Source organism: Micromonospora foliorum, assembly GCF_022229015.1.
Taxonomy (GTDB): domain Bacteria; phylum Actinomycetota; class Actinomycetes; order Mycobacteriales; family Micromonosporaceae; genus Micromonospora; species Micromonospora foliorum.
The window spans coordinates 1-13,618 of record NZ_JAKKFF010000133.1 but is presented as its reverse complement, the minus strand read 5'-3'; the positions used below and the strand labels follow the sequence as shown (position 1 = coordinate 13,618).

Here is a 13,618-nt window from a genome sequence, read left to right as displayed (position 1 = left end):
GCCGTACTGGCCGGCCGTTGCGGCGCCCACGTCTCGCTGCGCCCCAGCCGGCGCGGTGGGACGGCCGCGATCGTGCTCCTGTCCGCCCAACTGGTCACGGTCACCGACAGCGGCCGTACACCGGCCAGCGCACCACCCGACACCCCGTACCCACCGGCCGGCGCCGACCTGACCGACCCGAGCGGCGACGGCGCGCTGCCGACGCGGGTCCGCCAACCCGGGCCGACCGGCCCGGGACACGGCAGGACCAGCCTCGACACGGTCGAGTTGCCAGTCGCGAGAACAGCAAGGAGACCTGAATGACGTCTGCAGTGGTCACCGAGGACGGCCTGACCGACGCCCTGAACAGCCTGGTCGACCGAGTGCACGGCGCGGAGTTCGCGGTGGTGCTCTCACCCGACGGGCTGCCGCTGGGCGGGTCGCGGCGGGTGGGGGAAAAGCTGGCCGAGCAGATCTCCGGCGTGGTCGCCGGTCTGATCGCGTTGGGGCTGGCCGCCACCCGGACCTGCGACGCGGGTCGGCTGCGCCAGGTCGTGGTGCAGATGTCGCGAGCGTTCCTGTTCATCGCCACCATCCCGAACGGAACCATCCTCACTGTGCGGATCGCCGGTGACGACGTCGAGGTCGGTGACATGGCGTACGAGGTGGCGCTCTTCGTGGGGCAGGCCGAGCGGCACCTGCCGATCACTCTGGGCCCGGCCTCCTCGGTGACGATCGGGGACACTGGTGCACACCAGCGGCACCACTGACGAGGCGTGGTACGACGACGACGCGGGCCCGGTCGCCCGGCCCTACACGATGACCGGGGGGCGCACCGCGCCCGCACGCGGCAAGTTCGACCTGATCTCGCTGGTCGTCGCCCGGCGAGGGGTCACGCCCCCCACACCGCTCTTCCCCGAACAGGCGCGGATCGTCGAGCTGTGTCACCATCCAGTGTCGGTGGCCGAGGTCGGTGCCGAGTTGGACCTTCCGCTGGGGACCGTCCGGGTGCTGCTCGGCGACCTGCTCGCGGCCGGGCTGATCGAGACACACCAACCGCCGATGCTGTCGGAGCTGCCGACCGAGGACCTGCTCGAGGCGATACTCGTCGGGCTCCGCGCTCTGTGACCGGGTAGGTGCCACCCGCGACCCGGACGGATCGCGGGCACCCACCCGGCGACGAACTGAAGGAGAGACAGGCAGTGCCGGCAACACCACCCCAGCCACGCCGTACCGTGGCGATCATCCTGCTGGACCGGGTCGTGGCCCTCGTCACGACCACACGGCGGGTGCTCACCGGTCGGGAGGACGTCTCGCGGGCCACCTGGGTGGCCGTCATCGCGGCGCTCGGGGTGCTGATCGCGACGGCCGTGTCCGTCGTCGGGGTGCTGCGAACGCCGGAGAAGCTGACACCGGTGACCCTCGACCCGCCGCCGTCGGTGGAGCAGGTGGGCGCGTCGCCGTCCGGTACGCCCCGCGCGCAGGCGCGACCGGCGGTCACCAGCCCGGCGGTGCCCGCTCCCCCGCCCGCCTCGGCCTCCTCGGTCCCACCGGCCGTCGCGTCGTCGGGTCGGCCCACGCCGACCGGTGCGACCGCCGAACCCACCCCGGCGGCCCTGGGCGCCGACTTCGCCGTCACGGACAACGCCCTGCTCAGCTACGGCGCGACCGTGACGATCAACAATCCCGGCGCGGTCCCGGCGCCGCGGTGGACGCTTGTCGTCACCTTGCCTCGGGAGTCGCTGGGAGTCAGCGGGGTCGAGGGAGCACAGGCCAGCCGGGACGGTGCGGTGTGGACGTTCGTGCCGGACGCGAACACCGGCCAGGTGCCCGGCAACGCCTCGGTCCGGGTGACGTTCCGGGTCAATGGATCGTTGACCGGTTCCGCCCCCAAGGCGTGCACCATCGACGGGGTCGCCTGCTCCGGCCTGTCGAACTGACCTGCCTTCTCCCGGGCCCGACGGTAGGGGTTTCCCCACCGTCGAGATCATGGGTCGCCGTGTGGTCCGGGAAACCCGCCTCGACCAGGCTTTCCCCATGGGAAACAGCGATGGGACCCCCGCTCGCGGGCTGGTCGTCGAAGTACTCGACGTGACGAAGGCATATACCGGCGGCGGCGGTGTCCGGGCCTTGGACGGGGTGTCGGTCGGGTTCGAGGCCGGTTCGTTCTGCGCGGTGATGGGTCCGTCGGGCTCGGGCAAGTCGACGCTGCTGCACTGCGCGGCGGGCCTGGACCGGCCGGACAGCGGCCGGGTGCTCCTCGCCGGACAGGACATCGGCGGGCTGCGTGAACCCCGACTCACCGAGGCCCGACGACAGCGGGTCGGGTTCGTCTTCCAGTCGTACAACCTCATGGAGTCGCTGTCGGTCTGGCACAACATCCTGCTCCCGCAACGGCTGGCCGGGGTGCGCCCGGACCAGGGCTGGGCGCGGGAGGTGATCCGGCGCGTCGGGCTCACCGGACGCGAGGACGACCGACCCGGCCGACTGTCCGGCGGTCAGCGGCAGCGGGTCGCGCTCGCCCGTGCGCTCGCCAGCCGGCCGGAGGTCATCTTCGCCGACGAGCCGACCGGCGCGCTGGACCTGTCGACCGGCCGCGAGGTGCTCGGGTTGCTGCGTGAGGCCGTGGACCAGACGGGCACGACGATCGTCATGGTGACGCACGACCCGGCCGCCGCGGCGTGGGCCGACCGCGCCGTGTTCCTCGCCGACGGACGGATCGTCGCCGAACTCGCCGACCCGACGGCCGAGAAGGTCGCCGCGCAGATGATGGCGGTGACGGTCCGATGATCCGGCTCGCTCTCGGCACCCTGCGCCAGCACCGCGGCGCCTACGCCGGCACGTTCTTCGCCGCGCTGCTGGCGGTGGCCCTGCTCGTCGGCGGTGGCCTGCTGCTCGCCTCCGTGCTCACGGCGAAGCCGCCGGCCAATCGGTTCGCGGCGGCGCCGATCGTCGTCGCGGGTGACCGCGACGTCACCCTCGAGAAGGTCACCACCAAGCAGAAGAAGGACAAGTCCAAGGTCAAGCGCAAGGTCAAGTCCGAGCGGCTCACCGGTGCCGGCTCGCTGCCGGTCGACCTCGCCGGGCGGCTGGGCGACCTTCCGGGTGTCGCGGCAGCGGTCGCGGACGTCGCCTTTCCGGTCCAGGCGAGTACGCCGGACGGCCGGCCGCTGCGCGGCGCCGACGGCGCCCCGGTGATCGGACACGGGTGGGCCTCCGCAGCGCTGACGCCGTACCTGTTGCGCGGCGGTGCGGCGCCCGGCCGGGGTGAGGTGGTCATCGACGCCGACCTCGCCCAGCGGTCGGGCAGCACGGTGGGTGGGCGTCTGCTGGTCACCACGAAGACTGGTGTACACACGATGGTCGTCTCCGGCGTCGCGGCACCGGCCGGTCGGAACGGGCTGCCCGCCCAGGGCGCGCTGTTCGTCGCCGACGGTGAGGTGGCGACGGTTTCCGGGCTGCCCGGTCCGACCGCGGTGGCCATGCTCACCCGACCGGGCACCGACCCGGTCGCGCTCCGCGCCGCCGTCGGGCAGGTGGCCGGCGACCACGAGGTGCTCACCGGCGCCGACCGGGTCCGGGCCGACCTGCCCGGCGCTCTGCCGGATTACATCGGCCCAATCTCGATCTTCGGTTTCGTCATCGGCATCACGGCGTTCGCGGCCGTCTTCGTCCTCACCGGCACGGTGACGCTCGGCGTCCGCCAACGGCTGCGCGAACTGGCACTGCTGCGCACCGCCGGCGCGACCCCCGGTCAGCTGCGCCGCCTTCTCGGCGTGGAGAGCCTCCTGCTCGCCGGGGCCGCCGCGCTGCCCGGCGCGCCGCTGGGAGTGCTGTTCGCCCACCTGGTGGCCGCCCGGTTCCAGGAACTGGGCGCGGTGCCGGCCCAGTTCGTCGTACGGACCAACGTGCTCGTCATCGTCGCGGCCGCGGCGGCCGGGATGGTGGTGACCTTCGTCGGTGCCCGGGTCGCCGGCCGTCGAGCGGTGCGGATCGCCCCGACGCAGGCACTCGCCGAGACCGCCGACGCGCCCACCGGCGGGCTGGCCCCGCGGATCGCCGCCGCGGTGACGACCACCGCCGGTGCGGTCGCCCTGCTCGTCTTCGTTCCCCTCGACGGGCCACTGGGGATGGGCATGAGTTTCGTGTCGTCCGCCCTGCTGCTGTGCACGGTCGCCGCCCTCGGCCCGCTGCTGGTCCGGGCGCTGACGACACCGGTGTCCCGCCTCGTCGGCGTCGGCGGCCCGACCGGCTGGCTGGCTGGCCTGGTCTCCAGGGCCGAGCCGCGGAGGGTCGCGGCGATCGCTGTCCCGCTCGTGCTCATGTTCGCCATCAACGCCACCATGCTGCTCAACAGTGCCCTGCTGGGCCAGTTGGCCCAGCGGGAGCAGCAGGACCGCACGGCGGCCGCGACGGCGCAGGTGACGGCACCCGGTGGCCTTCCGCTCGACACCGTCGAACGACTCGTCGCCCTGGACGGGGTGACCGGCGCGGCGGCGACGCTGCCGACCCGGGCGATCGTGGAGCAGGGTGGCAAGCCCGAGGACTTCGCCAGCCAGGGTCTGCTGATCGCCGGCACCGAGGCGGCGCTCGACCTCGATCTGCGCGCCGGGACGCTGCCAGGCCCGGGCGCGTTCGCCGCCAGCGCCTACGTGGCCGGCCAGTACGGCTGGCGGGTGGGCGACGACGTGCAGGTGTGGCTCGCCGACGGCCATAGGGTCGACCTCCGCCTGGCCGGGGTGTACGCCCGGGCCCGTGGCTTCGGCGACCTGGTTCTGCCGGCGGAGCTGGTAGCCGCACACGACCCGCGCGGGCTGGTCGGCACGGTCGGGCTGCGCTACCGCGGCGACGTCCCGGACCGGATCGCCGCGTCGTGGCCCGGCCTGCGGTTGGCTCCGACGCTCGCTGCGGCGCCAGCCAACGATGCGCAGAACCAGCAGGGTGCGTGGGAACTCATGGTGGTCATCTCCCTCGGCTTCACGGCGATCGCCGTGGTCAACACGTTCGCCATCGCCACCGCCGCGCGCCGCCGCGAGTTCGCCGATCTGCGGCTGGCCGGTGCGACGACCGGGCAGCTGCACCGGCTCGTCGACCGCGAGGCGATGATCACGGTTGCCGTCGGGCTGCTGCTGGGCGCACTGGTCACCGCGATCGTGGTCGGCGCGTTCAGCGCCGCGCAGGACGGCACCGTGCGGGTCGTCGTCGACGCCGGCACGTACGCGGGGATGCTCGGCGGTGTCGCGGCGCTCGGGCTGGTCGCGGGCGCCGTACCGGCCCGGGTCCTGTTGCGTCGGCGCGGCCTGCCGGCCCTGGGCGACCGGCGCTGAGGGTGCTTCCGACCGGACCGCCGCTCGGGCTCGTCGTCCGGATCCTCCGGGACCGAGTCCGGTCGGCGGTCCGGGGCGGCGCCGCCGATAGGATCGCCGCGATGATCCGCACAACGGCTTCGGCGCTGGCGTACCTGCTCAGCAGCCTCGTCGCGGGCGTCGTCGGCCTCGGCTGGAGCCTGGCGTCCACCATCGGGGTCGGCCTGCTGTCGATCACGCAGCTCGGTGGCCCGGCCTTCCTCGGCGTGACCTGGGTGACCCGGCGCCTCGCGGACCTGGAGCGCCGCCGGGCAGGTTGGGTGCTCGGCACTGCCATCGCCGCGCCGTACCTGCCGATCGAGGGTGCCACCATCCGGCAGCGGGTCCGTGCGGTCGCCGTGCAGCCCGCCACCTGGCGCGACCTGGCCTGGCTGGTCGCGGTGTTCCCGCTGGGCCTGGCCGGCGGAATCGCCGCCATCGTGGTCACCGTCGTCGATCTCGCCGCCGTCGTGGCGCCGCTGTGGGCGTGGGCGGTGCCGAACCCGCATGCGCCGTTCCCGATGCGTCCGCTCATGACGACGGTGCCGGGTCGGTTCGGCCTGACCGTGCTCGGCGTGCTGTTGTTACCGGTCACCGCCTGGTTGCTACGAACCGCCGGGCGAGCCCAGGCCCGCCTTGCCCGAGGCTTGCTGGCGCCGGGCGCGCACCGGCAGCTGGTCGAGGAGGCCGCGCGCCTCGCGCAGACCCGCCGTCGGGTCGTCGACGCCCAGGCGGCGGAGCTGCGTCGGATCGAACGGGACCTGCACGACGGCGCCCAGGCCCGGATCGTGGCCGCCGGTATGACGCTGGCGCTGGCCGCCCGCAAGCTGCCCACCGGCGCGAATGGTGCGTCCGATGTGGACCTCGCCCGCCGGCAGCTCGACGACGCCCTCACCGAGCTACGCCGGCTGGTGCGTGGCATCCACCCGCCGATCCTCACCGACCGGGGGCTGCACGCCGCTGTCGCCGCCCTGGCCGGCGACAGCCCGCTCGCCGTCGAGATCCGGGGCGACCCGGAGCAGCGGTATCCACCAGCGGTCGAGTCGGCGGCCTACTTCGTCATCGCCGAGGGTCTCGCCAACGCGGGCAAGCACGCCGAGGCCGGGACCTGCGTGGTCACCCTCGCCCGAGGCGCCGGTGCGGTCACCGTCACGCTCACCGACGACGGGCAGGGCGGCGCCGACCCGACCGGATCCGGGCTCGACGGCCTGCGCCGCCGGGTCGAGGCACTCGACGGCCGGCTCACCATCACCAGTCCACCCGGCGGTCCCACCGTCCTGTCCGCGGAGCTGCCCCACTGATGCGCATCGTGATCGCCGAGGACCTGCTGCTGCTTCGGGACGGCCTGGTGCGGCTGCTGACCGACACCGGCCACACCGTCGTCGCCGCCGTCGACACGGCACCCGCCCTGCTGGCGGCCGTCACCGAGCACCGGCCCGACCTGTCCCTCGTCGACGTGCGGCTGCCACCCGGCTTCCGGGACGAGGGGCTGCGCGCCGCCCTGACGCTGCGCGCCGCGGACCCGGACACGAAGGTGCTCATCGTCTCCCAGTACGTCGAACGGGCCTACGCCGTGGAACTGCTCGCCGACGGCCGCGGCGGTGTCGGTTACCTCCTCAAGGACCGGGTCACCGCCCTCGACGACTTCCTCGACGCGGTGACGCGGGTGGCCAACGGGGGCACCGCCCTCGACCCCGAGGTGGTACGCCAACTGTTCACCCGCAACAGCCGTAACCACGGTATCGACGGGCTCACCGCACGGGAGCGGGAGGTACTCGGCCTCATGGCCCAGGGCCTGTCCAACGCGGCCATCTGCGCGGCGCTCGTCCTGGCACCGGTGTCGGTGGAGAAGCACATCACCAATATCTTCGCCAAGCTCGACCTGCCGCCGGCCGAGGACGCCAACCGCCGTGTCCGCGCGGTCCTCGCCTACCTCAATCACTAGATACCCCGGTCGACAGCCGGCTCCTGCTCCCGGTCGGTACATCGAGCGTTCGGGCGGTCGTCACACTGGATTGATCATGAATTCGGGCGTGCTTCGTACCGTCGCGACCATGACTGTCCTACCCGCACCAATGTCGCCGCCCGGCGCCGGGTCGCGCCTCGGCGCCCCGCGTACCCGGGCCGCCGCCGCAGTCGCCGCCCTCGCCGTCACCGGCGCTGCCGTCGCGGTCGCCGTCGCCACCTCGTCGCCCGCCACCGCCGAGCCGGGCAACGTGGTCGTCTCGGAGAACTTCTCGGCCGGGTCGCTGCCCGCCGGTTGGCACGCGGTCGACGGCGCCTGGAAGGTCGAGAACGGCCGACTGTACGGAACCTCCGCCAGCTCCAGCGAGAACAACAAGATCACCTTCGGTCGGCACCTGAACGACTTCCGCCTCGAGGCGACCATGCGCTTCGAGGCGGTCTCGGCCGCCACCCGCTGGGCCTCGCTCGGCATCGATGTCCCCGCCAACGGGGCGACTCCCTGGTGGATCGCCACCATGCGCAGCGGGACCACCGCCGCCAACGGGCTCGAATTCGCCCAGCGGACCACGGCCAACGCCTGGGTCGTGACGAACACCGCCGCCGCCCCGTCCGCCGCCGGCACCGGCCGGGACGTGCGCGTCGCCGTCGAGGTGCACGGCAACCAGGCCCGCTGGATCTTCGACGGGCGGGAGGCGATGCGGACCAGCAGCCTCCAGCGCTCCGCCGACGGCGTCCAGGGGCTCTTCGTCAACGGCGCGACCGTGTCGTACGACGACGTCACCGTGACCGAGCTGGCGCCGAACGGCTACCTCCGCCCCGAGGGCAGCCCGTTCACCGTGGTCGCCCATCGCGGCGCGTCCGCCGCCGCGCCGGAGAACACCCTCGTCGCCCAGGAGATCGCCCGTAGGGGCGGCGCCGACTGGATCGAGAACGACGTCCAGCCGAGCAAGGACGGCATCCCGTTCATCCTGCACGACGGCACCGTCGACCGGACCACCGACGGCACCGGCAACATCCGGGACCTGACCGCCGCGCAGATCAAGGCGCTCGACGCCGGCTCCTGGTTCGGCCCGCAGTACGTCGGCGAGCGGGTGCCCACCCTCGCCGAGCAGCTCGCCGACCTGCGAACCCGGGGCGGCAACCTACTCGTGGAGATCAAGGGCAAGCACACCCGCGACGAGGTCGCCACGATCATCCAGGTGATCCGGGACGAGCAGATGATGGGCCGGGTCTTCATCCAGAGCTTCGAGGTCGACGCCCTGAGGTACACCCACGATATCGCCCCCGAGCTGCCGCTCGGCCTGCTCCGCAGCACCCTCGACGCCGACCCGGTGGCGATCGCGAAGGAGCTGCACCTGACCGCGTACAACCCGGACGGCAACGCGCTGCTGGCCAAGCCGGAGGTCGTCGCCCCGCTGCACGCCGCCGGGGTCGCCGTGATGGCTTGGACGATGGACTCGGCCGGCCTGTGGCAGCGGCTGGAGCGGATCGGAACCGACGCGATCATCACCAACCGCGCCGCCGAGCTGGTCGGCTGGAACTCGGCGTTCCTCCAGCGGGCCTCGGCCGACCCGACCGTGCAGATCACCTCGCCGCCCAACGGGGCTCGGCTGGACCGGGCGCAGTCCCCGGTGATCGCGGTCGCCGCGACCAACGCGGACACCGTCACCGTCACGCTGGACGGTAAGAAGTCGGCGGCCGGGCGCAAGCTCGACCTGGCCAGGCTGACCGCCGGCCGGCACACCATCTCCACCGAGGTGACCGGGCCCGAGGGCACCGCCACCGCGACCAGCGCCTTCACCGTGACGGTGAGCCAGGCCGGCCTCGGCTACCTGATCCTCACCTCGGGGGCCGACTCGGCCGCCGTTACCGCGATGACCACCAAGCTGGCCCACGCCCAGTACGCCGAGCTGGCCGCCTACGCCGACCGGCAGGCCGGCAAGCTGGTGCCGGCCGAGGTCGCCAGCGTCATCGCCGCCGACGCCCGCACCCTCGCACTGAAGTAGCAGGTCTCCGGGTGGCGCTGGTCCGCGAGCCAGCGCCACCCGAAGCCCTCAGCCGATGGCGACGGGCGACTCGGCCCGCTCGCCCTGCTGACGCACCAGCGGCAGCGCCGGGGCCAACGCCAGCGCCATGCACAGGCCGCCGATGGGAAGCAGGTCGAGGGTGACCGCCGGCAGGACGATGCCGGCGAGGAGCAGCGGCACACTCCACCACGGCAGCCGCCGTCGCACGGCGAGCATGGCCGCGAGAACGAGCAGGCCGAGGAAGAAGAGCTGGGGTACGACGTCGTAGAAGGCCACCTCGATGCCGGGGATGTCCTTGAAGTCCGCACCGAGCCTCGACATCTCGGCCCGGTCCTCGGCCAGGAGCCCTTCCACGATGTCCGCGCCGAACTGCACCATCGTCGCGGCGAGGCCGACCAACGTGCCGGCCACCACCCCGGTGCGCCACGGGCTGCGGGGCAGCAGATGCGACAGCGCGAGCACACCCGGGACGAAACACACCATGCCGGCGAGAGCGACCAGGTGCGCGGCCTGCCAGTCGAGCCCGGGGCCGTACACCCCGTCGGACTTCCCCCACAGCCGGACCAGGCCGTAGGCCAGGATGCCGACCGGTCCGGCGATCACGTAGAGCGCAGCGCGTTTCATGCCAGCCATCATCTGGCCGCCGACGCCTGCCGACCTCCGGGAGCTTCCCTCGGGTCGCCCTGGATTTCGTCTCAGGTCTTCCACCGAGCAACCCCGAGGCCCCGCCAACCGCCACGGGTGGCCGTCAGGGGCGGAATGGCTTGCCGGTCAGCGCGGATTCCTCCGGGAAGGCCAGCGAGCTGAAGAACTTCTCCGTCTCGGCACTGCGGATTCCTTCGATCTTCGCCAACAGCACCTCCGTCGCCGCATAGGCGCGCTGCTCCCGTTCGATCGGGTCAGCGGTCGCCTCGGCGCGACCGAAAGCGAGCTTCCACTGGTTGCTCGCCTCGATGAGCCCGAAATGGGTACGCCGCAGCAGCGCCCACATCTGATCCCACTGATAAAAGGTGCGGAGCGCGGTGGCCGTGGCGATGACGACGCCCGATACCGCGATGACGAGGTTCTTACCCGGGTAGCTGAAGCCGGCGAGCAGTGGCAGCGACGCACTGACGACGATGACCAGGATGCCGGTGGAACGAAACAGTCGACGGTGCCATTTCGCCCGCCAGTCGTAATGGTCCCTGAGTTTGTTGACGCTGTCTTCCGCCAACGCGCGGTAGACCTGCAACGGATCGCCGGGAGCCGCGTTCTGCGACTCGGCGAGCAACCCGCTCTGTCCTTGGTCAACAGACACGTCACGATGCTAGATGCTGGCCATGCGACGGTCTATAGCCCGAGAATACGATGTTGTCGGAGTATTGACGGGCGAACATCTCCCGCTCCGGCGAAGCGACCGGCCAGGCAATCACCGGAACACCGCGTCGACGCCACCACGCCGTCAGACCGGACGGAAAAGCGTCCACCTCGTAGGCCAGAAAGTCGGGTCGGGTGACCAGGTTGCTGACCATGCTGCGGCCGACCATCCGGGTCAGCGGCCCGGCGGTGCGCAGCAGCCCGCAGATGCGCCCCACCGGCACCCGGCGGTGCGGCGGCAGCTTCCGCACCGCGAGCCGCAGCGCCGCCACGAGCAACGGGTCGAAGGATTCGACGGCGTACCGCCCCGGGTAGTCGGCCGTCTGCCGCAGCACCTCGTCGACGAGGTCGACGTTGAGGGCGAGCGTCGGCCGTTTCAGCTCGATCAGCAGGGGCACCCGTCCGGCGACCCGGTCCAGCACCTGCGACAGGGTGGGAATCCGCTGGTCGGTGCCCTGCAACCGGAGCCGCTGCCGATCGGCCGGGGTCAGCTCCGCGGTGGTGATCGCCACACCGGTGAGCGCCGTCAAGTCGTAGTCGTGGACGACGACGAGCTCGCCGGAGCTTGTGAGCTGCACGTCCAGTTCGCAGGCGTAGCCAGCGTCAGCGGCTGCCTCGAACGCCGCGAGCGAGTTGGCGGGTCGGTTGTCGCCGGTCAGCCCGCGGTGCGCGATCGGGGTGTCGAGCAGCCAACGGTCGTCGGACGACACGCGATCCTCCTGAGCTTCCGGGACCGGGCTACCGCCTCCGGAGCACGCCGTGGAAGGGTTTTCGCGTACCTTACAGCGGTCGACCCCACGGCGGCGGTGCGCGACGTCGTCGGCTCCGGGCCAGGATGGCCGGTGGCGAGCATGTTTCATGCTGGAGTGGTGATTCGTTTCGTACTGAATGTGCTGTGGCTCGTCTTCGGCGGTGGCCTCGTGCTGGCGGTCGGCTACGGCATCGCCGCGCTGATCTGCTTCGTCCTGGTCATCACCATCCCGTTCGGCGTCGCGTCGCTGCGCCTCGCGGTCTACTCGCTGTGGCCCTTCGGCCGCACTTTGGTGCCCAAGCCGGGCGCGGGCGTCGGCTCCGGGCTGGCGAACATCCTCTGGGTGGTGCTGGCGGGATGGTGGCTCGCGCTCTCCCACATCCTCGCGGGCATCGCCCTCTGCGTCACGATCATCGGGATCCCGTTCGGCATCGCCAACTTCAAGCTCGTGCCGGCCGCGTTCTGGCCCCTCGGTCGCGAGGTCGTCGAGGCACCGTGACCCGCTCCGGGTCGGTCCACACCGGACCCGGCCCGGCCACCCGCAGCACACACCGCAGCTAACCCTCATCCGACGCTAAGACCGCCGTCACGGGCGGTTCCTAGCGTGTGCGGGCATGGCGACACCACCCGTCGTCGCCGTGCTGAGCAGGAACGGGGTTCGCATGCCACCGCCGACGACCGCCACCCGACCGACCGGTGCCGCCGCCTGGTTGAGCTGCGCCGCGCCACGCCCGACCGCCCGGCTGCGGCTGGTGTGCCTTCCATACGCCGGCGCCGGCGCCGGCGCGTACCGGCCCTGGTCGACGCTGCTCGGCGACGACGTGGAGGTGTGGACCGCGCAGCTGCCCGGCCGGGAACGCCGGCTGGCCGACCCGCCGCTGAGCACGATGGCCGACCTGGCGCCGCCGCTTGTCGATGCGATCGTCGAGCGGGTTCCGCCCCCGTACGCGATCTTCGGGCACAGCATGGGCGCCCTCATCGGGTACGAGGTGGCCAACCGCCTGCTCGCCCGGGGCGGCCCGGCACCGCAGCGGCTGGTGGTCTCCGCGGCCCGCCCACCACAGGACAGCGCCCCCGTGGGTTCGGCGTACCAACTCGACGACGCGGCGCTGACCCGGTGGCTGCGTGAGCTCGGCGGGGTGTCCGACGAGGTGCTCGCCGACGCCGGCCTGCTGGCTCTGATCCTGCCCACCGTACGGGCCGACCTGGCCGTCGTCGCGTCGTACCGACCGACCACGGTGACGCCACTGCCGCTGCCCGTGGACGCGGTGGCGGGGGCCGACGACCCCCTGATCAGCCCGGACGAGATGGCGGGCTGGGCCGCCTGCACCGCCGCCGGCTTCTCGCTGACCGTCGTGCCCGGCGGCCACCTCTACCTGCACGACTCCCCTCCCCCGCTGGCCCGTCTGTTGAGCGGTTCACCGTCGGCGGTGGGCGCGGACGTCGAGGGGGTCACCCGATGAGCCAGGACCTGCACCCGGACCTCGCCGGCCTCACCCCGGAGCAGCGGGAGCTGCTGGCGCTGCGACTGCGCCAGGCTCGTCCGCAGCGCCCGGACGCCGCCACCGCCTACCCGCTCTCCTTCACCCAGGAGCAGCTCTGGTTCCTCGACCGCCTGGAGCCCGGCACCCCGGTCTACAACGTGCCGTTCGCCGAGCGGATCACCGGCCGGCTGGACGTCGCGGCGCTGCACCGGGCGGTGAACGCGGTGGTGGCCCGGCACGACGCGCTGCGGATCGTCTTCGTGCCGGCCGCCGGCCGTGACGTCGATGGCGTCGACGCCGCCGTCACCCAGCGGGTCCGCGACGCCATCGAGGTGCCCCTGCCGGTGGTCGACCTGACGGCGCTGCCGCCGGCGGAACGGCAGGTCGCCGCCGACCGGGAGAGCGCCGCCCACGCGGCGGTCCGGTTCGACCTCACCACCGGCCCGCTGCTAGCCGTCCGGCTGCTCGCGCTGGCCGACGACGAGCACCTGCTGCTGGTCGCCGCGCACCACATCGTCTTCGACGCCTGGTCGGCCGGCCTGTTCGTCGAGGAGGTGGTGAGCTGGTACGGCGAGTTCGCCGGTGACGTGCCGGCCGGGTTGCCGGCACTGCCCACCCGGTTCGTCACCCACGTCGCCGCCCGCCGCCGGCCGGAGGCCGAACGGGAACTCGCCGGGCACCTGGCGCACTGGCGGGAGCGGCTCGCCACCG

The 13,618-nt window shown here is 72.7% G+C and carries 15 protein-coding genes; 12 read left to right on the top strand and 3 right to left on the bottom strand.

What is annotated here, in order from left to right:
• The 9 genes from PSH25_RS11895 to PSH25_RS11855 form a co-directional block, all read left to right on the top strand.
• Positions 1-303 (top strand): hypothetical protein (locus tag PSH25_RS11895; RefSeq protein WP_238659151.1); only part of this gene is annotated, 303 nt, incomplete at its 5' end.
• Positions 300-749 carry a roadblock/LC7 domain-containing protein gene (locus PSH25_RS11890; protein WP_238659150.1) on the top strand — a complete coding sequence of 150 codons (450 nt, stop codon included), beginning with the start codon at positions 300-302 and terminating at the stop codon, positions 747-749. The genes PSH25_RS11895 and PSH25_RS11890, both read left to right, overlap by 4 nt.
• On the top strand, positions 727-1,107 hold the full coding sequence (locus tag PSH25_RS11885) for a DUF742 domain-containing protein (RefSeq protein ID WP_308193660.1): 381 nt from the start codon (positions 727-729) through the stop codon (positions 1,105-1,107). The genes PSH25_RS11890 and PSH25_RS11885 overlap by 23 nt, the downstream gene beginning before the upstream one ends.
• Before the next feature lie 74 nt (positions 1,108-1,181).
• Complete coding sequence (locus PSH25_RS33965) at positions 1,182-1,919, top strand: cellulose binding domain-containing protein (RefSeq protein ID WP_238659149.1); 738 nt, start codon at positions 1,182-1,184, stop codon at positions 1,917-1,919.
• Between the two features lie 97 nt (positions 1,920-2,016).
• Entirely contained in the window at positions 2,017-2,769 is a 753-nt protein-coding gene (locus PSH25_RS11875) for an ABC transporter ATP-binding protein (protein WP_238659153.1), read from the top strand.
• Positions 2,766-5,306 (top strand): ABC transporter permease, encoded by a 2,541-nt coding sequence (locus PSH25_RS11870; protein ID WP_238659148.1) that lies wholly within the window; start codon positions 2,766-2,768, stop codon positions 5,304-5,306. The genes PSH25_RS11875 and PSH25_RS11870 overlap by 4 nt, the downstream gene beginning before the upstream one ends.
• A gap of 101 nt (positions 5,307-5,407) precedes the next feature.
• Positions 5,408-6,625, top strand: a complete 1,218-nt coding sequence (locus PSH25_RS11865) for a sensor histidine kinase (protein ID WP_238659147.1) — start codon at positions 5,408-5,410, stop codon at positions 6,623-6,625.
• The gene (locus tag PSH25_RS11860; protein WP_238659146.1) at positions 6,625-7,269 is read left to right on the top strand and encodes a response regulator transcription factor; all 645 of its coding nucleotides are present in this window, start codon (positions 6,625-6,627) and stop codon (positions 7,267-7,269) included. The genes PSH25_RS11865 and PSH25_RS11860 overlap by 1 nt, the downstream gene beginning before the upstream one ends.
• A 109-nt stretch (positions 7,270-7,378) precedes the next feature.
• Positions 7,379-9,295, top strand: a complete 1,917-nt coding sequence (locus PSH25_RS11855; RefSeq protein ID WP_238659145.1) for a glycerophosphodiester phosphodiesterase — start codon at positions 7,379-7,381, stop codon at positions 9,293-9,295.
• A gap of 48 nt (positions 9,296-9,343) precedes the next feature.
• Here the strand turns inward: PSH25_RS11855 and PSH25_RS11850 are convergent, their stop codons facing one another.
• The 3 genes from PSH25_RS11850 to PSH25_RS11840 form a co-directional block, all read right to left on the bottom strand.
• A complete protein-coding gene (locus PSH25_RS11850; protein ID WP_238659144.1) occupies positions 9,344-9,940 on the bottom strand; it encodes a hypothetical protein in 597 nt (198 codons plus the stop codon).
• A 124-nt stretch (positions 9,941-10,064) separates the two neighbouring features.
• The gene (locus tag PSH25_RS11845; RefSeq protein ID WP_238659143.1) at positions 10,065-10,613 is read right to left on the bottom strand and encodes an SLATT domain-containing protein; all 549 of its coding nucleotides are present in this window, start codon (positions 10,611-10,613) and stop codon (positions 10,065-10,067) included.
• 1 nt (position 10,614) lies between these two features.
• The gene (locus tag PSH25_RS11840; protein WP_238659142.1) at positions 10,615-11,382 is read right to left on the bottom strand and encodes a glycerophosphodiester phosphodiesterase family protein; all 768 of its coding nucleotides are present in this window, start codon (positions 11,380-11,382) and stop codon (positions 10,615-10,617) included.
• Positions 11,383-11,541: 159 nt separating this feature from the next.
• Here PSH25_RS11840 and PSH25_RS11835 point away from each other — a divergent pair, with 159 nt between their 5' ends.
• The 3 genes from PSH25_RS11835 to PSH25_RS11825 all read left to right on the top strand — a co-directional run.
• Positions 11,542-11,922, top strand: coding sequence for a YccF domain-containing protein (locus tag PSH25_RS11835; RefSeq protein WP_238659152.1), 381 nt, complete (start codon positions 11,542-11,544; stop codon positions 11,920-11,922).
• A gap of 115 nt (positions 11,923-12,037) precedes the next feature.
• The gene (locus PSH25_RS11830; protein ID WP_238659141.1) at positions 12,038-12,886 is read left to right on the top strand and encodes a thioesterase II family protein; all 849 of its coding nucleotides are present in this window, start codon (positions 12,038-12,040) and stop codon (positions 12,884-12,886) included.
• The coding region (locus PSH25_RS11825) for a condensation domain-containing protein (RefSeq protein ID WP_238659140.1) at positions 12,883-13,618 on the top strand (736 nt) is incomplete at its 3' end. The genes PSH25_RS11830 and PSH25_RS11825, both read left to right, overlap by 4 nt.

Coding starts and splice junctions, on each gene's coding strand:
- PSH25_RS11890 (WP_238659150.1), top strand. CDS start 300: ATGACGTCTGCAGTGGTCACCGAGGACGGCCTGACCGACGCCCTGAAC.
- PSH25_RS11875 (WP_238659153.1), top strand. CDS start 2,017: ATGGGAAACAGCGATGGGACCCCCGCTCGCGGGCTGGTCGTCGAAGTA.
- PSH25_RS11870 (WP_238659148.1), top strand. CDS start 2,766: ATGATCCGGCTCGCTCTCGGCACCCTGCGCCAGCACCGCGGCGCCTAC.
- PSH25_RS11865 (WP_238659147.1), top strand. CDS start 5,408: ATGATCCGCACAACGGCTTCGGCGCTGGCGTACCTGCTCAGCAGCCTC.
- PSH25_RS11860 (WP_238659146.1), top strand. CDS start 6,625: ATGCGCATCGTGATCGCCGAGGACCTGCTGCTGCTTCGGGACGGCCTG.
- PSH25_RS11855 (WP_238659145.1), top strand. CDS start 7,379: ATGACTGTCCTACCCGCACCAATGTCGCCGCCCGGCGCCGGGTCGCGC.
- PSH25_RS11850 (WP_238659144.1), bottom strand. CDS start 9,940: ATGAAACGCGCTGCGCTCTACGTGATCGCCGGACCGGTCGGCATCCTG.
- PSH25_RS11830 (WP_238659141.1), top strand. CDS start 12,038: ATGGCGACACCACCCGTCGTCGCCGTGCTGAGCAGGAACGGGGTTCGC.